Raw genomic sequence first — 20,199 nt, 5'->3', positions numbered from 1 at the left:
GAACCCGGCGCGGCCGGTCGGGGAACAGGTGGGCTGTGCCCACATCGGGGAACTGACGCTGCACGCACCACTGGAACCGGCGGCGGACCGCGCGGTCCGGCTCCAGTGGGTGGAGGTGCCGGCGCCGGCCGAGCGGCAGGCGACCACGGATGGCCGGACCGCCACCGCTCTCGTCCGGAGGGTCCCGTCGGCGGTGACGACGTCGCACCTCTTGCGTGGTGCCGCTTCACGTGGTCGCGCAGGTGCGGCCGTTGAGCGTGAAGCCGGACGGCGGGTGGTTCGTGCCGTCGCGGGACGCGAGGAAGCCGAAGGCGAGTTTCCCGCCGGCGGCGACCGACTTGTCGTAGTCGGCGGCGGTGGCGGTGACCCGGGAGCCGTCCTGGTCGAGCGAGGCGTCCCACATCTGGGTGATCCGCTGGCCGTCGGGGAAGGTGAAGCCGACGCGCCAGGAGTCGAGGGGGTCGCGTGTGGTGACGGTGACGGTGGCCTGGAAGCCGTCGGGCCACTGGTTGACCAGGTCGTAGTCGGCGTGGCAGGCGGCCGGTTCGGCGTCGGCGGAGGCGGTGGCGGTGGCGGAGGAGGTGCCCTGCGGTTCGGGGTCGGGGTCCTCCCGCTCCGGGGTGCGCCCGGCGGACGGCTCGGCGGACGGCTCGGCGGACGGGGGCGGGGTCTCCGGGGAGGCCGTGGGTGCGGCGGGCAGGGAGGGGCCGGGGTCGGCCACCGGCTGCCGGTCGGCGTCGGGGCGTTCGGCGCTCTCCTCGGCCGTGTCGCCGAACGGCATCAGGGAGACCGCGAGCGCGAGGAGGGAGACCAGGAGGGCGGCGACCAGCAGACCGTGCCGGGCGACGCGCGTCCTGGCCGTGCCGTCCGCCGGGTCGCCACCATCCGGGTCGGGCCGGTCCGGGCGTCCGGCCCCGAGCCGTACCTCGGCGGCGCGGCGGCGGCGTTCCAGATAGGCGAGGCCGCCCCAGCCGATCACCCCGCCGGCCAGCGCGCCGGGCAGTCCCCCGCCGTGCAGCCGCAGACAGGCGGCGGCCTCGGCGCACCGGTGGCAGGTGGCGAGGTGGCGGGAGAGGTCGGCGGGGGTGTCCGCGGCGGGCGAGCGGGTGACGGCGTCGAGGAGCCGGGCGTAGCTGCGGCACTCGGCGTCCAGGGGCGAGTCGAGGTGGTTGCGGTGGCAGCGGTCCCGGAACAGGCGCCCGACCTGGGCGAGTTCACCGGCGGCGGTGGCGGGGTCGAGGCCGAGCCGGCGGGCCACCAGGGGCAGCGGCAGGGCCTCCGCCTCGGCCAGCCAGAGCAGTTCGGCGTCCGCCGGCTGCAGATCGCGCAGTCCGCGCAGGGCGACCGGGCGGTCCAGTGGCGGGCCGGTGTAGCGGGCGGCCTGCTCGGAGTGGAGCCACAGCCGCAGATCGGGGTCGAGCTTGTGGCCCTGCCCCGCGTCCTCCCAGGCGGCGGCCGTGCTGCGGACCGCCGTCAGCAGCACGGGTATCCGGGGCAGCCGGGTGGAACGGCGGCCGTGGCCGCGGACGGTGCCCGACTCGGCCTCGCGCAGCTCCCGTATGCCCTGCGCGAAGGCCTCGCGGGCCAGTTCCGCCGCGGCGGCGGACCCGGCCGTGCACAGGTCGGCGTAGGAGAGTGCGGCGTCCCAGCACTCGGAGAACAGCGCCGTCTCGGCGGCGTCCTGGGGGCTCGGCAGGTCGGGCATGAGACTCCCGCATCACGAGCGAGGCAACTCGCCATAAGGGCAGTGGAGTTGGGGAAACCTCGCGGCAGTGGCCGAGCTTTTCACGGTCCCGCCACAACTGACAAGCGCTTCCCTCACTTTGTGTGGCGGCATGGCCACCCCTCGCAGGGACCACACGCACGGAAGGCCGGAACGTCTCGGTTCCGGCCTTCCTGGTTCCTCCGCGAGGGCCCTGGGTCCCCGGTGTCTCAGACCGTCCCGGCGGACTCCTGGGCCGGGAGGCTGTCCATGAAGGAGCTGACGGAGAACACCGCGTTGCCGGGTCCGGGCGGGCCGTAGCCGGGGGGCGAGGAGAGGCCGAAGTCCTCCATGGTCTGCCGGTAGGCCTGGAGGAGACGGATGTGGTACTCCAGCGGGGCGCCCTGCGGGTTGGCCTTGCCGAGCGGGGTGGTCGGCTCCGGGCACCAGGTGGTGAAGCGGGGCGTGATGCCGTGCGACATGAAGAAGCGCAGGCCCTCGGTGGTGGAGGCGATGGCCTCGTCGACCGTCTTGAAGCCGAAGGGCTCGGCCATCTCCACGCCGGCCACGAAGTTGGGGATCACGTTGCGCGCGCCGAAGATCTCCGCGGAGTCGAGGATGCGCTTGTGCCACTCGTCGCGGCCGACGTAGCGCTCCTTGCCGGGGCAGTACATCTTGAACAGGTACTCGTCCCACACCTCGTAGTTGGGGTGGTAGATCTGCACGCCGTAGTCCTTGAAGCGCTGCACGTCGTCCCTGGGCAGCGCCTGGGCGACGACCTTGCCGATCCAGCGGCCGGGGAAGCGCTCCTCGATGGCCTTGGCGTAGTGGCCGTAGAAGTCGGCCTCGTCGCGTCCGGAGACCGTCTTGGTGATGGCGCCGCCGGTGAGGGTGTAGGCGGTGGACGCCTTCGCGGTGTCGTACCGGTCGATGATCTCGAGGGCCTCCAGGACCTCCTCGACGTCCTTCACCCCGGTGTAGGGCCGGCCCGCCGCCTTGTGCTGGCGCCAGTTGTGATTGATGTCGCAGTACTGGCACTCCTCCTTGGCGCCGAAGTACTGGCAGACCCGGAAGACGGTCAGATAGATCAGGTAGCCCCACTGGATGGTGGGGGCGACCTCCATGACCGACTTCCCGTTGGAGAGGGTGTGCCGGTAGTACTCGGGCATGGGCGGCACGCCGACGTCCGAGATCCGCCTGCCGTCGAGGTAGAGGCCGAGCACACCGTGCTCGTCGGCGGCGACGCGGTAGGGGGAGGCCGGGTTCACCCGCACCGACACGACCGTGCGGCGCAGGTCGTACGGGCCGCCGGTGAGGATGATCTCCTCCGGCGGGCGGCGCAGCGCGGCCTCGCCCAGCTCGGGCAGGGTGCCGTGGTCGAAGGAGAAGATGAAGTACGACTTCGGTTTGACCTCACCGCTCTCGTTGTCGCTGAGCGCGGACGGGTCGAAGGCCACACCGCCGCGCAGCAGGTCCTCCTTGAAGACGGCTTCGCGCGGCACGTGCGGGAACCGCTCCATCAGATCCTCGACCAGCGCGGTACGGCTGCCCATCCCGTTGTTCTCCTCCCGGTTCGGACGTACGACTCCTCACGGTATGCCCCCGCTCGGACATCCGGGGTGCCGGGTCCCCCCACAGGGCGCGGATCACTCGCGAGGTAGGTTCCGGCGGGGACCTTTTCGGTCCCGAGCGTCAGGAAGGACGAGCGATGGCCGAGACCGTGACCAACTGGGCGGGCAACATCACGTACGCCGCCGGGGAGCTGCACCGCCCGCGCAGCCTGGACGCGCTGCGCACACTGGTCGCCGGGAGCGCGCGGGTGCGGGCCCTGGGCAGCGGGCACTCCTTCAACGAGATCGCCGAGGCCGGCGCGGACGGCGTCCTGCTGTCCCTGGACGCGCTGCCCCCGCGGGTCGACGTGGACCCGGCGGCCCGGACGGTACGCGTCGGGGGCGGGGTGCGCTACGCGGAGCTGGCCCGCGAGGTGCACCGGCACGGGCTGGCGCTGGCGAACATGGCGTCGCTCCCGCACATCTCGGTGGCCGGCTCGGTCGCCACCGGCACCCACGGCTCCGGCGTCGGCAACGGCCCGCTCGCCTCGTCCGTGCGCGCGGTGGAACTGGTCACGGCGGACGGCTCGACGGTGACCGTGGCGCGCGGCGACGAGCGGTTCGGCGGCGCGGTCACCTCGCTGGGCGCGCTCGGTGTCGTCACCGCGCTCACCCTGGACCTGGAGCCGGCCTTCGAGGTGGAGCAGTACGTGTTCACCGAGATGCCGCTGGAGGGGCTGGATTCCGCCACGTTCGAGAAGGTGATGTCGGCGGCGTACAGCGTGAGCCTGTTCACCGACTGGCGGGCGCCGGGCTTCCGTCAGGTGTGGGTGAAGCGGCGCACCGACCAGCCGCTGCCGGACTTCCCCTGGGCGCCCCCGGCGGCCGAGAAGATGCACCCGGTGCCGGGGATGCCGGCGGTGAACTGCACCGAGCAGTTCGGCGTGGCCGGGCCCTGGCACGAGCGGCTGCCGCACTTCCGCGCGGAGTTCACGCCGAGCAGCGGGGCGGAGCTGCAGTCGGAGTACCTGATGCCGAGGGAGTCGGCCGTCGCCGCGCTGCACGCGCTGGACGGGATCCGGGAGGCGGTCGCCCCGGTGCTGCAGACCTGCGAGGTGCGCACCGTCGCCGCCGACGACCAGTGGCTCAGCCCCTCCTACGGCCGGGACACGGTGGCCGTCCACTTCACCTGGGTCGAGGACACGCGGGTGGTGCTGCCCGTGGTGGGACGGGTGGAGGAGGCCCTTGCGCCGTTCGGGGCGCGACCGCACTGGGGGAAGGTGTTCACCACGCCGGCGGCGGAGCTGCACGCCCGCTACCCGCGCCTGCACGACTTCCGGGCCCTCGTCCGCGACCTGGACCCGGCGGGCAAGTTCACCAACGCCTTCGTCCGGGACGTCCTGGGCGACTGACGCCGAGGGCGCCCGCCGGCCCTGACCGGACTTCGTCAGGCCCCTTTCCGAACCCCTTGTCGAAAGGTCCGCCTCCCCCATAGCCTTGCCGCGCGCCGGTGCCCGGTCGGCCCGGCAGGGACGGGGGCAGCTCGGTGAAGCGCACATCGCGGGACATCCGCACGGCCAACCGCTACCAGGTGCTGCGCCAGGTCATCGCCGCGTCGCCGACCTCCCGGCAGGAGCTGGCGGCCGCCACGGGGCTCAGTCTCGCCACCGTCGCCACGCTGGTCGGGGAGCTGCTCGACCTCGGTGTGATCACCGAGGTCGGTTTCGAGGACTCGGCCGGCGGCCGTCCCCGGGGCCTGGTGGCCGTCAACGCGTCGGGGGGCGCGCTGATCGGCGTGGATCTCGCCGAGACCTACGTCCGGGTCGAGCTGTTCGACCTCGCGCTGAACGTGCTGGCCCGCGCCGAGGAGGGCGTGCGCCCCGGCGAGAGCCGGCCCGAGCAGGTCGTGGGCCGTGTGGCCACGGCGGTGGGGTCGGTGGTGGCGCGGGCCGGGGTGGAGGGCGCGCGGGTGCTCGGGGTCGGGGTGAGCGTGCCGGGTCAGGTGGACCGGGACACCGGGATCTCCGAGTACGCGCCGAACTGGGACTGGCACGACGTCCCCCTGCTCGACCTGCTCACCGACCACATCGCCCACCCCCTGTACCTGGACAACCCGTTGCGGGCCTGCGCGGTGGCCGAGCTGTGGTTCGGGGCGGCGCGCGGGCACGGGGACGCGGTGGTGGTCAACCTCGGGACCGGGGTGGGGGCCGGGCTGGTGCTGGGCGGCGGGGTGCACCGGGGGGTGAGCAACAGCGCCGGTGAGTGGGGGCACACCACCCTCGTCCTGGACGGCCGCCCCTGCCACTGCGGCAACCGCGGCTGTGTGGAGACGTACACCGGCGCGCCCGGGATCATGCTCAGCCTGCGGGAGCTGAGCCCGGACAGCCCGCTGCTGCGGGCCGACGACCAGACGGCCACCGTCGACGCGCTCGCCCGGGGCGCGAGCGCGGGCGATCCGGTGGCGGTGGAGGTGCTCGGGCACACCGTCCGTTACCTCGGGGCCGGGATCGCCGATCTGGTCAACCTCTTCAACCCGGAGGTGGTCGTGCTCAGCAGCTGGGTCGCTGCCGCGTTCGGCGAGCCGCTGCTCGACGGGGTGCGTACGGCCGTCGCCCGGCACGCGCTGCGCCGCCCGCTGGCCGCCACCCGGATCGTCCTCTCCCCGATCCCGACCGATCCGGTGTGCCTGGGAGCGGCCACGTTCGCGCTGGAGGGGGCGTTGCGGTCGGCCGGGAGGCGCGCCGGGGACCGTACCGCCGGCAGTCGCCGGTGACTCCCGTCCCGTTCGTCATCACGAACGAGTCGCAATGCTTCGAACGGACTTCGTCCAACCCCTTGCCGAAGCATTGGCGGAAGGTTAACGTCCTGCGCGCCGTACGTCCCGCGCACCGCAGGTCCTTGACCGCCATCCCGCCGACAGCCGCACTCGAGACAAGGACGTCGCCATCGCCATGATCGCCTTCGTCGGCGGCTGGAATTCCTCCTTGTGGCCGCTGGTCACCGGCCAGGACCCGAGCGCCCGGACGGTCCGGACGACCCTCTCCTCCCACCGATGACCGACCAGACCGTCGACTTCCATCCGATCTTCATCGCCACGGCCATGTCCGTCCTCCTCCTGGTGCGCGTGTTCCTGTTCCTCCAGCGCCGACCGGTGCGGGGCAGCGCGCGGACCGGGACCAAGGGCTGAGCCGGCCAGGACCGATCTAGGAGACCCATGTCATTGCGCACCCCGGCGACCGGCTATGTCGAGGACGTCTCTCCCGGCCGCGGGACCCTGCCCCCGCGCGCCCGGTACGCGTCCTCCGACGCGGCCTCCCTCTCCCTGAACGGCGGTTGGCGCCTACGGGTGTCCGCGACCGCCGACGCCGAGGACGACTCGTTCGCCGCGCCCGGGTACGACGCCGGGGGCTGGCCGGAGGTGACCGTGCCCGGCCACTGGGTGCTCCAGGGCCACGGCGCGCCGATCTACACCAACCACCTCTATCCCTTCCCCGTCGATCCGCCGCACGTCCCCGCCGAGAACCCCACCGGCGACCATCTGCGCGTCTTCGACCTCCCCGGGGACTGGCCGGGCGAGGGTACGGCCGTGCTCCGCTTCGACGGGGTGGAGTCCTGCGCCCGGGTCTGGCTGAACGGCACGGACATCGGGGAGTTCAAGGGGTCCCGCCTGCCGCACGAGTTCGCGGTCGGGCACCTGCTGAAGCCGTCCGGGAACGTCCTCGCGGTCCGGGTCCACCAGTGGTCGGCGGGGTCGTACCTGGAGGACCAGGACCAGTGGTGGCTGCCCGGCATCTTCCGTGACGTGACCCTGCTGCACCGTCCGGCAGGCAGCGTGGGCGACTTCTTCGTGCACGCCTCCTACGACCACGTCACCGGCGCGGGCACCCTGCGCGTCGACTCCGACGTCGAAGGGCGGGTGACCGTCGAGGAGTTGGGCATCGACGTGGCGGCCGGCGAACCGGTGACGCTCCCGGTCGAGCCGTGGACGGCGGAGACGCCCCGGCTGTACGACGGGGTGCTGGCCACGGCGGGCGAGCGCGTCCCGGTGCGCATCGGCTTCCGTACGGTCGCCGTCGAGGACGGCCTGCTCAAGGTCAACGGAACCCCCCTGCTGTTCAAGGGCGTCAACCGGCACGAGTGGCACCCGCGCCGGGGCCGCGCGCTGGACCTCGACACCATGCGCGAGGACGTGCTGCTGATGAAGCGGCACAACGTCAACGCGGTCCGCACCTCCCACTATCCGCCGCACCCGGCCTTCCTCGACCTGTGCGACGAGTACGGGCTGTGGGTGATCGACGAGTGCGACCTGGAGACCCACGGCTTCGTCGAGCAGGACTGGCGGGACAACCCCGTCGACGACGAGCGCTGGACCCCGGCCCTGCTGGACCGGGCCGCGCGCATGGTGGAGCGGGACAAGAACCACCCGTCGGTGGTGATGTGGTCCCTCGGCAACGAGGCCGGCACCGGACGCGGACTCACCGCGATGGCCGACTGGATCCACGACCGGGACCCCTCCCGCCCGGTGCACTACGAGGGCGACCTCGGCTGCCGTGACACGGACGTGTACTCGCGGATGTACCCGCCGCACGAGGAGGTCGAACGGATCGCGCGGGGCCTGGACGGCGGCACCCACCGCAGGCGCGAACTGCCCCTGATCCTCTGCGAGTACGCGCACGCCATGGGCAACGGCCCCGGCGGACTCACCGAGTACCAGGAGCTGTTCGAGCGGTACGACCGGCTCCAGGGCGGTTTCGTCTGGGAGTGGATCGACCACGGCGTCGAGCACCCGGAGCTGGGCTACGCCTACGGCGGTGACTTCGGGGAGGAGCTGCACGACGCCAACTTCGTCTGCGACGGGCTGCTCTTCCCGGACCGCACGCCGTCACCGGGCCTGATCGAGTACAAGAAGGTGATCGAGCCGGTCCGGATCGAGGCGGGCGACGCGGACGGCACCGTACGGGTGACCAACCGGTACGACTTCGCGGACCTGTCCCCTCTGGAGTTCGTGTTCTCCCACCAGGTGGACGGCGTGCCGACGGGGGCGCACCGGCTCACCGTGCCGCCGCTGGCCCCCGGGGAGTCGGCGGAGGTCAAGCTGCCCGAGGCGCCGGACGGCGGGGGCGAGGAGGTGCAGTGGACGGTGCGGGTGATGCTCGCCGAGGACACGCCGTGGGCCGGCAGGGGACACGAAGTGGCCTGGGCCCAGGGGACGGTGGCCCGTCGCGCCCCGCTGCCGGCGGCGAACGGTGTGCGGCCCGCCGTCGACGGTGACCGGATCACCCTGGGCCCGGCGGTCTTCGACGCCCGCACCGGCGCGGTGCGCACGCTCTCCGGTGTGCCGGTGAGCGATCTGCGGCTGGACGTGTGGCGGGCGACGACCGACAACGACGACGGGGCGACCTGGCAGACGGACACCCGGTACGGGCCGCTCTGGCGCGAGCTGGGCCTGCACCGCATGCGGCACCGCGTCGAGGCCGTCGAGACGGACGGTGACGCGCTGACCGTACGGACCCGGGTGGCGCCCGCCGGCCGGGAGACGGGCCTGCGGACGGCGTACCGCTGGACCTCCGACGGCACGCGGGTGCGGCTGACCGTCTCGGTCGTGCCGGAGGGCGAGTGGCGGGTGCCGCTGCCCCGGCTCGGCATCCGCTTCGGCCTCGCGGGCACCCCCGAGGACGCCGTGTTCTGGTTCGGCGGCGGGAACGAGTCGTATCCGGACACCAGGGCCGCGTCGAAGGACCTGTTGTGGGACGCGAGCGTCGGGGAGCTCCAGACGCCTTACGTCCGCCCGCAGGAGAACGGCGCCCACGCCGACGTGCGCTGGGCGGAGATCGGCGGTCTGCGGGTCGACGGCGAACCGGAGTTCTGGTTCACGGCCCGGCCCTGGACCACCGGGCACCTGGACGCCGCCCGGCACCGCACCGACCTCGTCCCCGGCGACACGGTCTGGGTCCACCTCGACCACCGGCTGCACGGCATCGGTTCCCAGTCCTGCGGCCCGGGCCCGCTCCCCCGGTACTACCTGTGGCCCGAGCCCGCGGAGTTCTCCTTCGTGTTCTCGGAGCCGCGCGACTGACGGGGCTCAGTGGTCCGCGCAGCAGGGCGTGGGATCCGGGGCCTCGAACGGCACGAGGGTGCCGCCCAGGGCCGGGGTGGCGGCGAGGACGAGTTCGTCCCGCTGCCACAACGGCCGCACGTGGTCACGGGTCACCATGCGCGTGTCCGGGCCGGGCGGCCCGGGCGTGCCCAGGACCGTCACGCGGGCGATCGCGGAGCGTTCTACGAGCTCCCCGACCGTCATCGTGCCGGTGAGGGCGGAGACACCCGGGTAGAGCACCGCGCGTCCCACCTCGTCGGGCAGGCCCGGGGAGACGGCGCCGTACCCCGCGAGCCGCTCCCGGAGGGTGTCCGGGAGCGGCCGTGAGGGCAGGGACAGGGACACGGCGACGCGCGGACGGTCGTCGCGCACCAGGTGGGTGCAGCCGAACGTGTCCTCGGAGAGGTCGAGTTCGGCTGCCATCCGGTGCAGCAGGCGGTCGGCGTCGAGCAGGTCCTCGATGCCCGCGTCCACGGTGAGGGCGTACGGCGTCATGACGGCAGGACCCACACCGGGTTGGAGTAGAACCACAGGTCGCGCCACGGGTCGGCGTCGCCGACGACGTCGAGGGCGGGGCCCGCCGGGTCGACCTTGGCGCCCATGGCGCCGACGGCGGACCGGTTGCCGTCGGTGCCGCGCAGCCGGACGTACACCGGGCGGTCGACGCGGCCGAGGTCGAAGGTGACGCGGACGGTGCCGGCCGACTTGTCGATGTCGTACGACCGGGCGACCTTCGCCGTGGGCGCGGTGAACGTGTCCTTGTCGGCGACCGGGCCGGTCACGTCGCCCTGGATGACGTCGACGCGGGCGAGCTTCGGGGTGAACCCGGCCCAGTTGTTGCCGCCGGCGAGGGCGATGTCGGCGGTCAGCGTGACCTTGGTGCCCTTGCGCACGTGCAGGGCGCCGCCGAGGGTGGCCCAGCGGCTGCCGCCCGAGACGCGGACGTCGAGGCCGCTGATGAGCTGGCCGTGGTCGACCCAGATGCGGCCGGCACGGATGCCGTCCATGACGGCGGCGTAGGAGAAGCCGTCGGCGCCGACGTGGGTGCGGCTGTACTGGCCGGGCCAGTAGTCGTTCTCGGTGAGGTCGATCTGTCCGGCGTAGACCGGGTCGTCGTAGCGGCCGTTGGCGTTGAAGTCGCCGCCGCCGCGGGCGCCGGTGTCGCCGTACACCTGGTGGGAGTCGGAGTTGGCGGTGATCCACCAGGGACGGCCCTCGGCCAGGAGGCTGTCCCACAGGCCGCCGACGGTGGCGGTCATCCAGTCGAAGCCGCCCCAGGTGCGGTAGCTCTCCAGCGGGTAGCCGGCGAAGGAGTTGGCACTCGGGCCGCCGTCGTAGATGCCGCGGGCCCCGCCCGGGCCGAGCGGCGCCGGCAGACCGCCCGCCTGGTGGCCGGGGGCGCCCTCGAAGCCGACGGCGATCTGCCGGTCACCGGTGCCGGTGGCGTCGCGCCAGGCGCGGATCTCGTGCGGGGAGTCGATGCCCTTGCGCGCCGGGTGGTTGGCGAGCATCAGGGCGTCCTTGACCTTGCGCCGTCTGACCTGCTCGGAGAGGAAGTTCAGTCCGGCGACGGCGAGCGCCTCGTTGGCCGGGGTGGAGGCGGTGGCGCCCTTGACGCCGCCGTCGTAGTCGGTCTCGAACTGCTTGAGGACGGAGACCTCGTTGCGGCCCGGGTGGACGAAGACGGTGCCGTGCTCGGCGGCCGGGATGTTCCACTCCAGGCCCTGGAAGACGAGGGTGTCCTCGTACGCGTCGCGGGCCTCGAGGATGTCCGGGTTGACCTTGTCCACGCCGATCCTGGCGTGGGTGCTGCCACCGTGGTCGGTGATGACCAGCCAGTCCATGCCGTGCCGGGCGCCCTGGCGGACCTGGTCGGTGACGCGGTACTTGCCGTCGCTGCTGTACTGGGTGTGGATGTGGTGGTCGCCCGCCAGCCACAGGAAGCCCTTGCTCCTGCTCCTGCCGCGGCCGCTGTCACCCGCCGCGTACGCGGGCGTGGCCGCGCCGGCGCCGGCGGAGAGCACGGTGCCGGCCGCGAGGCCCGCGCCGAGCAGTCCGGCCCGGCGCAGCAGCGTACGGCGGGACCTCTGCTCGGGGTTCAGCGCCTCGTCGGGCACGGAGGTGTCGAAGGCGGCGGGCAGCGGAGCCGTCGTTTCGTGAGGGTGGTGATGGTGGTGGTGTCCGTGTCCGTGTCCGTGTCCGTGCGCGTGCCCGTGACCCATGGTGTGCCTCCTCGATGCCGCGGCGCGATCACGCCGCGTGTGGAGGATCAAGGCGTCGTATGAACGTCGGACGACGTGCGGATGAGCGGCGCATGCCCTGGACACGGCGGCTCGCGCACATCTGCTCGGTAGGCTGGGCGCTTCCTGTCGGGTTTGCTTCGGAGGCCTCCATTCCCCGCGCCGGACTCACCACCGACCGTCTCGTCGCGGCCGCCGCCGACCTCGCCGACGAGGCGGGCTACGAGAACGTCACCCTGTCCGCGCTGGCCCGGCGTTTCGGCGTGCGGGACGCGAGCCTGTACGCGCATGTGCGCGGCCTGCGGGACCTGCGCACCCGGATGGCCCTGCTGGCGGGCGGGGAGATGATCGACCGGATCGCGGCGGCGGTCGCCGGACGGACCGGCAAGGAGGCGCTGGCCGCCTTCGCGGGCGCCTACCGGGCGTACGCCCTCACCCACCCCGGCCGTTACGCGGCCACCCAGATCCGCCTGGACCGGTCCCTGGTCCCCGACTCCCCCGCGATGCGCCGCACCGCCGAGGTCACCTACGGCCTGCTCCGCGCCTACGGCCTGGACGAACCCGACCTCACCGACGCCGTACGCCTGCTGCGCAGCACCTTCCACGGCTACTGTGCCCTGGAGTCCTCCGGCGCCTTCGGGGCGCCCCGTGACCACGAGGCATCCTGGAACAGGGCGATCGACGCCCTGCACATCACCTTGGAGAACTGGCCCCGGGAGCAGGCCGGCTGACCGCCGGGAGCGGCGTACGCCCCCATGTGCGGGGACGTGTCCCGGCCCCGGCGCTACCGGCCGAGCGCCGCGATCTCCTCGTACGGCGGTGTCGTGCCCTCCGGGATCCGGTGGCCCGACCGGATCCCGGCCACCGTGTCCATCGCGGCGCCGAGCGCCCGGCGGTACAGCAGCGAGCCGAGGCTGATCCGGCGGACGCCGAGGCCGGTGAGGTGGGGGACGGAGGGGCCGGTGGGCGAGTAGAGGATGTTGAGGGGGACGCCGTCCAGGCCGCGCACCAGGGCGGCGATCTCCCGGGGGCCGGTGAGGCCGGGCACGAACACGCCGTGCGCGCCCGCTCGGACGTAGGCGTCGAGGCGGCGGGTGGTGTCCTCGCCGTCGCCGAGCCAGTACGTGTCGGTGCGGGCGTTGACGAAGAGGCCGGGGGCCGCCGCGCGAACGGCGGTGATCTTCGCGGCGTGCCGGTCGGCGGGCCCGAGTCCGTCCTCCAGGTTGATGCCGGCGGCGCCCAGGGCGTACAGCTCCCGGGCGAACTCGGCCACCTCGTCCGGGTCGTCGCTGAAGCCGCCCTCCGCGTCGACGGAGAGCAGGAACGGTCCCGGGCCGAGGGTGAGGGCGAGCCGCAGTGTCTCCTCGCGGGTGGCCGCCGCCCCGTCGGGCAGCCCCGCCGCCGCGGCGACGCCCAGGCTCGTGGTGCCGACGGCCCGGAAGCCGTGCGCGGCCAGGAGGTGGGCGGAGGCGTGGTCCCAGGCGTTGGGCAGCAGCAGGGGTTCGTCCGCGTGGTGGAGGTCGGCGAAGGAGGTCATGACAGGTCTCCGACGGCATCCGCGTAGTAGACGGACTCGGTGAGGTGGCGGGCGAGTTCGCGGAAGCTCCAGCCCTCGCCGGGCGAGTCGTCGAGCTGTTCGTCGGTGAGCGCGTCGAGGCGGTTGGCCCAGACGCGGGCGAGCCGGGTGAGGCGGCTGCGGGCCTCGTCGAGGTCCTGCGGGGTGAAGGGGGCGAGGTCGGCCTCGGTGGTGATCAGGGAGGCGTGCCAGTGGTCGGGCTGGGGTTCCTCACCGGCGAGGCGGGCCTCCATCTCCGCGAGGTGGTCGACGAGGTGGTCGGCGACGCGGCGGATCGCCTTGTGCGGGGTGTAAACGCGACCGTCGGCGTGCGCGGGTTCGCCGTCCCAGCGGGTCCAGGTGGCGGCCAGGGCGAGGACGTGGTCGACCATGCCGGTGACGGCCGTGGCGGGGGTGGGGGTCCGCGTGTTCTCGTTCATGCGGCAACGCTAGAAGCGGGACGCTTCGGTGCCGGCCGAACCGTCCGGGCACGTGGGGGTGGTGGGCCTGGGGCGCCCCGGTTCCGGTCGGAGCGCCCCAGGGGTCTCATCCCGTCCTGACCGCGCCCTTGGGCACCAGACGCAGGTTCAGCAGTTCCTGGCGGACCAGGTCCGCGTACACGGTGGCGCCGTGCACGGAGGTGTGCGTGTTGTCCCGTTTCTCGTTGTAGAGGTACAGCGCCTTGGAGCCCTCCACGCCGAGGGACTCCACCAGTTCCCTGGTCCGCGCGGTGAGGTCGATCAGCGGGACGTCCCGGTCGGCGGCGACGGAGCGGATGACGGCCGGGTGGTCGACGCCGAGCCCGTTGACCAGCAGGGCCGTGCCGTTGTTCAGGGTGCCGTCGGTGTTGAACCAGCGTCGCACGACCGGGGTCACGAGGACCGGCTCGCCGCCCCGCTCCCGCACGCCCGCCACCAGGGACTCGAGGTTGGCCCGGTAGGTCGCCTCGTCGGTGGTCTTGTCGTTGTGGGCGAGCTGGATCAGGACGAGGTCGCCGCGCCGGATCAGTGGCCGGACGGTGTCCCAGAGGAGCGGGTTCCCGAGATAACTGACCGTACTCTCCCCGGAGTCCGCGTAGTTGGCCACGGACAGCCCCTTGCGCAGGTACCGGGGCAGTTGCTGGCCCCAGCCGGAGTACGGGTCGCCGGGCTGGTCGCAGACCGTGGAGTCGCCGACCAGGAGGATCTGCCGGGCGTACCGGGCCGGGGTGACCCGGATGCCGGCGAGTGCGGGCGCGGTTCCGCCGACGGTGAGGTCGAGTCCGGGTGTGCCCTCGGCGCCCAGGGGCTCGCCCTCGGGTGTGCGGACGTCCACGGTGAAGCTCCGCACGACACGCTCCCCGGCCGGCGCGGCGGTCTCCGGGAGCAGGGCGCGCCGGGTCTCGCCGCCGAGGGAGGTGCTGGACGCCCGGTCGCCGCCGAGGGTGACCCGCACGTCGTAGGTGCCGGGCGGCAGGTCGAAGTGGCAGGCGGTGGCCGTGCAGTTCTCGATGCCGGGGGCGGGCGGACGCACCTCGTGCTGCCGGGTCTGTGCCTGGGCCGGTACGGCCGACAGACCGATGCCCAGTGCCACGGCCGCCGTCACGGCGGTCCGGGCGGTCGTGCGGCCCCGTCTCATGTCCCGCGTGTCCACTGCTGGTTGCTCCCTCCGTTGCAGGTGTACGTGATGATCGCGGCGGAGTCGGCGGTGGACGCGCCGTTCACGTCCAGGCACTCGCCGGTGGCACGGGACCTGATGGTGACGTAGGAGCCCGTGGTGGTGACCGACCACTGCTGGCCGGCCGCGGAGGCGTCGCAGTCCTCCTGCGAGACGGTGCTCGCGTTCTCCCGCACGCACAGGCTGCTGCCCCGGACCACCAGTTGGTGGTAGCCGCCGCCGACGGACTTGAACCAGTACTTCTGGTTGCCGCCGCCGTTGCAGCCGTACTGCTTGATCTGGGCGCCCTGCCACAGCGACTGGCCGGTCACGTCGGCGCACCTGCCGCTGTGCCGGGCGATCAGCGTGTGGTACGTGGCGGCGGTGCCGTCGACCGTCCCGGCGGCCGTGTCGACGGTGACCTCGGGCGACCAGGACAGGGACATCGACGTGGACGACGGGAAGGTCAGCGGCAGCCACACGTACCGGGAGTCGTTGACGGTCCCGCCGAAGGAGTTGCCCCAGCGGTCGCCCAGGTAGAGGTACGAGGTGCCGGAGGAGCCCTGCACCGGCAGGACGTACGCGGTCTGCGAGCCGTAGGCGGTCGAGTCTCCGACGTCGCGCATCGCGGACCAGGGGCCGGAGAGGCTGGTGGCGGTGGCGTACTGCTGCTGGTTGGGGTTCCAGCCGGTGGCGCCCGAAGTCAGCATGAAGTAGACGCCGTTGCGTTTGAACAGGGCGGGGGCCTCGCGGTGGCCGCCGGGCCAGGGGTTGGCGACCAGGCTCGCGATGCCGGTGTGGTCGGCGGTGAGCCGGTAGATGTGCAGGTCGTAGTTCTCGCGGGCGGCGGAGACCATGTAGCCGGCGCCGTCGGTGTCCGTGAAGACGGTGATGTCGCGGGACATGTGCCGGCCCAGCGGCCGGAAGCTGCCCCGCCAGGTGTAGTCGCCGTCCACGGTGTCGGAGACGGCGACGGCGGCGCGGGCCTCGCTGTAGTCGCTGCCGTTCTCCTTGTGCATCCACATCACGAACTGGCCGGTGGCCGCGTTGTACATGACCTTGGGCCGCTCGATGTTGGCGGTGGCGAGCTCGGCGTGGCTGTCCTCGGTGAGGACGTGGTTGCGGAACTCCCAGTTCTTCAGGTCGGTGGAGCGGTAGGCGTCCACGTAGCGGAAGGTGTTGTCGGCGTTGCGGTGCTCGCCGAACCAGTAGTAGTACGCGCCGACCTTGAGGACGCCACCGCCGTGGGCGTGTACGGGGTTGCCCGGACCGTCGGTGAACTGCGTGCCGTTGGCGATGGTCTGCGGGGCGGCCTGCGCGGGCCCGGCGGTGGCCAGGGCGCCGGCGAGTGCGAGACAGAGGGCGAGCAGTACGGCGTACGCGCGTCTCATGTCACGCCCCCTCGGTGTCGGCCACGGGGACGCCGAAGTCGGGGGTGCCGTCCGGCTTCCAGCCGAGCTTCTGGACGCGGGTGTGCCGGTTGGGGTCGTGCAGCGGGTCGCCGGTGATCTCCTTGTACTGGCGGGCGTGGTAGACGAGCACGTCGGTACGGCCGTCCTCGGCGACGGTGAAGCAGTTGTGGCCGGGACCGTACTGCCCGGTCGTGTCGTTGCTGGTGAAGACGGGGACGGGTGACTTGGCCCAGCTCGCCGGGTCCATGAGGTCGCTGTCCTCGTCGGCGGTCAGCAGCCCCACGCAGTAGTGGTGGTCGGTGGCGCTGGCCGAGTACGTCATGAACAGCCGGCCGTTGCGGTGCAGCACGTAGGGGCCCTCGTTGACCGCGAAGCCGATGCGCTCCCAGTCGTACTCGGGTGTGGAGAGCCGCACTTGGGGTCCGGTCAGGGTCCAGGGGTCGGCCATCTCGGAGAGCCAGACGGCGGTGTTGTTGTCCAGGCCGGGTTCGTGCTGGGCCCAGGCGAGGTAGCGGGTGCCGCGGTGGGCGAAGGTGGTGGCGTCCAGGGAGAAGGTCTCCCACGCGGTCTTGATCTGCCCCTTCTCGGTCCAGGTGCCCTTGAAGGGGTCGGGGTGGGCGTTCTCCAGCACCCAGATGCGGATGGCCCACACGTCCTCGGCGGGCGCGGCGGCGAAGTAGACGTACCACTTGCCGGCGACGCGGTGCATCTCCGGCGCCCAGATGTGGGCGCCCATGTCCCCGGTGGGGTGCGCCCGCCAGATCACCGACTCGGCGGCGCGGCCCAGCCCGCCCAGGGTGCGGGAGCGGCGCAGGACGATCCGGTCGTACTCGGGGGCGGTGGCGGTGAAGTAGTAGAAGCCGTCGGTGTGCCGGGTGATGTGCGGGTCGGCGCGGTGGGGGACGAGCGGGTTCACGTACGGGGCTGCCTTCGGGTGTGCGGCGGCGTCGGCCACGGCGGGTGTCGCGGCGGCCAGGGCGCCCGCGGCGAGGGCGCCCTTCAGCAGGAGTCTGCGGGCGGGGGACGGGGACGGGTCGTGCAGGTCGTCGGTGGCGCGGCTCATGCGGTCCGCCTCTCGTGGGGAAGATGACATGCACTCGATTTTTCGATATGCCGAACGTCGTCTGACGCGACGAACGTCGAAAAGGTAAGGGTGTGTCACGGAGAGGTCAACGGGTACGGCGGGACGTGACGGTCAGGGCCGTACGGGCAGGACGGCCCAGCCGGTGGCGGCCAAACCCGGGCAGGCACCGGCGAGACGGATCCGGAACACCCGGTTTCCCCCTCGTGTCCCGGAAGCCGTGTCCGCCGGGACGGTGACGGCCGGGCACCCGTACCGCAAGCCTCAGAACCCTCGGGCCACGGCGGGCGTGAAGGTCCCCATCCGGTCCCCCTCCGGCTGGACGACGCCGTACGTCCCCTCCGGGACCGCGTTCCAGGCGCCGGGCAGGTCGCCCAGGGGTTCGGAGACGATGAGGCGGGCGTCGTCGGACATCTCGCGCAGGAAGTCCAGGTCCGGATGGAGGGAGCGCAGGGTCTCCACGCGGGTGCTGTAGAAGAGCGAGCGCGACTCCTTCTGGCTGGAGTAGCGGAACGACCACAGGCGCACGCCGTCGGTCACCGCGACCGTCATCTGCAGCGGGAACTCCACGCCGTGCTCGTGGCCGACGCGTTCCACCAGGCCGGCCATCCGGGCGACGGCACCGGGCGGGTCCTCCTCCAGACCGAGGGTCAGCGAGAGGTAGAACATCATCTCCGAGTCCGTGGACCCCTCGACGTACGGGAACAGCTCCGGCTCGACGGCCAGCGCGAGGTCGCGCCGGAGCAGGTGGAACTCGGCGATCGCCCCGTTGTGCATCCACATCCAGCGGCCGTGCCGGAACGGGTGGCAGTTGGTCTGCTGCACCGCCGAGCCGGTCGAGGCCCGGATGTGGGCGAAGAAGAGCGGCGAGACGACGTGCTCGGCGATCTCCCGCAGGTTGCGGTCGCTCCACGCCGGGCCGATGTCCCGGACGACGGCGGGGCTGTCCTTGTGCGACGCGTACCAGCCCACGCCGAACCCGTCACCGTTGGTCGTCTCGACGCCCATCTTGGCGTGCAGGCTCTGGTCGATCAGTGAGTGGACCGGCCTGTAGAGGATGCTGTCGAGCAGAATGGGAGTGCCCGAATAGGCGAGCCAACGGCACATGTCCACCGCCTTCCCGGTCAACGGCCACGACCGCCGTTCCACGGACCGTCGTCGCGCCGGCCCAGCGCGAGCCTCGTCACCCGCGGCCAGTCGGGTGCCCCGTTCACCGGCCGCGTACCCACCGCGCTCCGCGGGACGCGCACCCGCAGCGCTCCGGGCACGATCCGGCACACCACGGGAACCGGCAGCAGCACGTGCTCCCCGTCCACGCCGGCCGGGACGGCCGGGGTGTCCGCCTCCACGACGACCTCGTCGGCGGTGAGCCGCAGCAGGCCGGCCGCGCGGGGGCCGCGCACCATCCCGGCGGCCCGCACCGCGCTCCCGACCCGCACTCCCAGCACCCCGAGCCGTCCGGAGTCCAGCCGCTCCCGGCGCCCCGGCCGGGAGGCGTCGACCGCCCGCAGATACGGGTTGTTGCTGACGAGCAGTGCCTGCAGCCCGTCCGCCCGCGTCCCGTCGGCCCGCATCCGCAGGCTGGGTGCCGACGGGCCGGACAGCAGACCGGGCAGCATCCGGAGCGTGGTCTGCCGCTTCTCCTCCCGGTACGCGGGATCGCCCACGACCGCCGCGTACGTGCCGAAGGAGGCGTTGTTGACGAAGACCCGGCCGGCGGCGAAACCGAGGTCGACCCGGAGTTCGACGCCGTCCGTCAGGGCGTCGAGGGCCTTCGCCGGGTCGTCCCGGTCGAGACGGAGGTCGAGCGCGAAGTGGTTGCGGGTGCCGGCCGGGATCACCAGGAACGGCAGGTCGTGGCGGGCGGCCACCTCCGCCACCAGCGCCTGGGTGCCGTCCCCTCCGGCCACCGCCAGCAGATCGGCTCCGTCGCGTACGGCGTCCTCGGCGAGCGCGGCCACGTCCTGGTGCCCGGCGCCGAGGAGCACCACCCGGACACCCGCCGCACGTGCCCGGTCGGCCAGCCGGAAGCGGTCCACCTTGCCGCCGCCGGAGCGCGGGTTCATCAGCGCCCAGGGACGGCGCGGCGGCGGGGCGGGCACCGGCTCGGCGGTCTCGGGCGCCACCGCGTTCCGCGCCGCGCCCACGGCCAGCGCCCACAGCGCCAGGGACACCACGGCCGGCCCCAGCATCCCGCCCGCGGCGTACAGGGCGAGGACCGTCAGCGGTGCCGTCACGCACAGCACCGCGCCGACGATCCGCACCACCCCGAAGTGGGCGAGCGTCCACCACAGTCCCACGGCCGCAAGGGCCAGTCCGGCGAGACCGAGCAGCGCCCAGAGCACGCCGCGCAGGCCGGCGGCCACGAGCGGGACCAGGACGCCGGCCGCCAGGGCGAGGAGCGCCAGTCGCGCCCACCCGGCACCCCGGCGGCCGGCGGTCCGCACGGACCCGGCTCAGCGGTCCGTGCCGGCGTGCGAACGCGGCACGCACAGCGCCCAGATGATGAACCCGGAGAAGGCGATCATCACGACGGACCAGACCGGGTAGTACGGCAGGGACAGGAAGTTGGCGATGACGAGGAGACCGGCGATCACCACGCCGGCGACGCGGGCCCAGGTGGCCCCCCGGACCAGGCCGAGGCTGACGAGCACCCCGATGGCGCCGAGCACCAGGTGGGTCCAGCCCCACGCGCTGAGGTTGAACTGGAAGACGTAGTCCTGCGTCGTGACGAAGACGTCGTCCTGGGCGATGCCCATGACGCCCCGGAGGATGTCGAGCACCGACACGATCATGAGGGAGACGGCGGCGAAGACCGTCAGGCCCTCGGCCCACTGCCGCTTGGCCGACGGCGCGTGCGTGCCGGTGGCACCGCGTGCGCCGTGCGTCGGGTGTGTCGCTGTCATTCCGGTTCCTCGATTCGGTGT

General features: G+C 72.9%; 16 protein-coding genes and 1 pseudogene. 5 read left to right on the top strand and 12 right to left on the bottom strand.

The window, feature by feature from the left end:
* Nucleotides 1-226 precede the first annotated feature (226 nt).
* Both ACIA6T_RS09900 and ACIA6T_RS09895 read right to left on the bottom strand, forming a co-directional pair.
* A complete protein-coding gene (locus tag ACIA6T_RS09900) occupies nt 227-1,705 on the bottom strand; it encodes a cellulose binding domain-containing protein (RefSeq protein WP_399446042.1) in 1,479 nt (492 codons plus the stop codon).
* Between the two features lie 227 nt (nt 1,706-1,932).
* The gene (locus tag ACIA6T_RS09895) at nt 1,933-3,255 is read right to left on the bottom strand and encodes a radical SAM protein (RefSeq protein WP_399446041.1); all 1,323 of its coding nucleotides are present in this window, start codon (nt 3,253-3,255) and stop codon (nt 1,933-1,935) included.
* A gap of 155 nt (nt 3,256-3,410) precedes the next feature.
* Between ACIA6T_RS09895 and ACIA6T_RS09890 the strand changes: the two genes are divergently transcribed.
* The 4 genes and pseudogenes from ACIA6T_RS09890 to ACIA6T_RS09875 all read left to right on the top strand — a co-directional run bounded on the left by ACIA6T_RS09890 (nt 3,411) and on the right by ACIA6T_RS09875 (nt 9,328).
* Nucleotides 3,411-4,664, top strand: coding sequence for a D-arabinono-1,4-lactone oxidase (locus ACIA6T_RS09890; protein ID WP_399446040.1), 1,254 nt, complete (start codon nt 3,411-3,413; stop codon nt 4,662-4,664).
* 134 nt (nt 4,665-4,798) lie between these two features.
* Nucleotides 4,799-6,025, top strand: a complete 1,227-nt coding sequence (locus tag ACIA6T_RS09885; protein WP_399446039.1) for an ROK family transcriptional regulator — start codon at nt 4,799-4,801, stop codon at nt 6,023-6,025.
* A 169-nt stretch (nt 6,026-6,194) separates the two neighbouring features.
* A pseudogene (locus ACIA6T_RS09880) lies at nt 6,195-6,439 on the top strand (carbohydrate ABC transporter permease); the annotation flags it as partial.
* A gap of 27 nt (nt 6,440-6,466) precedes the next feature.
* Nucleotides 6,467-9,328 carry a glycoside hydrolase family 2 TIM barrel-domain containing protein gene (locus ACIA6T_RS09875; protein ID WP_399446038.1) on the top strand — a complete coding sequence of 954 codons (2,862 nt, stop codon included), beginning with the start codon at nt 6,467-6,469 and terminating at the stop codon, nt 9,326-9,328.
* Between the two features lie 6 nt (nt 9,329-9,334).
* Here ACIA6T_RS09875 and ACIA6T_RS09870 read toward each other — a convergent pair whose 3' ends face one another.
* Complete coding sequence (locus ACIA6T_RS09870) at nt 9,335-9,844, bottom strand: hypothetical protein (protein WP_399446037.1); 510 nt, start codon at nt 9,842-9,844, stop codon at nt 9,335-9,337.
* Nucleotides 9,841-11,571 carry a PHP domain-containing protein gene (locus ACIA6T_RS09865; RefSeq protein ID WP_399446036.1) on the bottom strand — a complete coding sequence of 577 codons (1,731 nt, stop codon included), beginning with the start codon at nt 11,569-11,571 and terminating at the stop codon, nt 9,841-9,843. Before ACIA6T_RS09865 ends, ACIA6T_RS09870 begins: the two co-directional genes overlap by 4 nt.
* Before the next feature lie 170 nt (nt 11,572-11,741).
* Here ACIA6T_RS09865 and ACIA6T_RS09860 point away from each other — a divergent pair, with 170 nt between their 5' ends.
* Complete coding sequence (locus ACIA6T_RS09860) at nt 11,742-12,320, top strand: TetR/AcrR family transcriptional regulator (protein WP_399446072.1); 579 nt, start codon at nt 11,742-11,744, stop codon at nt 12,318-12,320.
* Nucleotides 12,321-12,373: 53 nt separating this feature from the next.
* On the opposite strand, the gene ACIA6T_RS09855 is transcribed toward ACIA6T_RS09860, so the two are convergent.
* The 8 genes from ACIA6T_RS09855 to ACIA6T_RS09820 all read right to left on the bottom strand — a co-directional run bounded on the left by ACIA6T_RS09855 (nt 12,374) and on the right by ACIA6T_RS09820 (nt 20,178).
* Complete coding sequence (locus tag ACIA6T_RS09855) at nt 12,374-13,126, bottom strand: isocitrate lyase/phosphoenolpyruvate mutase family protein (protein ID WP_399446035.1); 753 nt, start codon at nt 13,124-13,126, stop codon at nt 12,374-12,376.
* Nucleotides 13,123-13,584 (bottom strand): hypothetical protein, encoded by a 462-nt coding sequence (locus ACIA6T_RS09850; RefSeq protein ID WP_399446034.1) that lies wholly within the window; start codon nt 13,582-13,584, stop codon nt 13,123-13,125. The genes ACIA6T_RS09855 and ACIA6T_RS09850 overlap by 4 nt, the downstream gene beginning before the upstream one ends.
* A gap of 106 nt (nt 13,585-13,690) precedes the next feature.
* Nucleotides 13,691-14,761 carry a rhamnogalacturonan acetylesterase gene (locus tag ACIA6T_RS09845; protein WP_399446033.1) on the bottom strand — a complete coding sequence of 357 codons (1,071 nt, stop codon included), beginning with the start codon at nt 14,759-14,761 and terminating at the stop codon, nt 13,691-13,693.
* The gene (locus ACIA6T_RS09840; RefSeq protein WP_399446032.1) at nt 14,758-16,170 is read right to left on the bottom strand and encodes an RICIN domain-containing protein; all 1,413 of its coding nucleotides are present in this window, start codon (nt 16,168-16,170) and stop codon (nt 14,758-14,760) included. The genes ACIA6T_RS09845 and ACIA6T_RS09840 overlap by 4 nt, the downstream gene beginning before the upstream one ends.
* Before the next feature lies 1 nt (nt 16,171).
* Entirely contained in the window at nt 16,172-17,254 is a 1,083-nt protein-coding gene (locus tag ACIA6T_RS09835) for a family 43 glycosylhydrolase (protein WP_399446031.1), read from the bottom strand.
* A 282-nt stretch (nt 17,255-17,536) separates the two neighbouring features.
* Nucleotides 17,537-18,379 (bottom strand): class II glutamine amidotransferase, encoded by an 843-nt coding sequence (locus ACIA6T_RS09830; RefSeq protein WP_399446030.1) that lies wholly within the window; start codon nt 18,377-18,379, stop codon nt 17,537-17,539.
* A 17-nt stretch (nt 18,380-18,396) separates the two neighbouring features.
* Nucleotides 18,397-19,719: a diacylglycerol/lipid kinase family protein gene (locus ACIA6T_RS09825; protein ID WP_399446029.1), complete on the bottom strand. Its 1,323-nt coding sequence runs from the start codon at nt 19,717-19,719 to the stop codon at nt 18,397-18,399.
* A 9-nt stretch (nt 19,720-19,728) separates the two neighbouring features.
* On the bottom strand, nt 19,729-20,178 hold the full coding sequence (locus ACIA6T_RS09820; RefSeq protein ID WP_399446028.1) for a hypothetical protein: 450 nt from the start codon (nt 20,176-20,178) through the stop codon (nt 19,729-19,731).
* Between the last annotated feature and the right edge of the window lie 21 nt (nt 20,179-20,199).

The organism is Streptomyces sp. NPDC051740 (assembly GCF_044453165.1).
Lineage (GTDB): Bacteria > Actinomycetota > Actinomycetes > Streptomycetales > Streptomycetaceae > Streptomyces > Streptomyces atrovirens.
The sequence above is the reverse complement of the archived record's forward strand: the minus strand, read 5'-3'. Positions and strand labels throughout refer to the sequence as shown.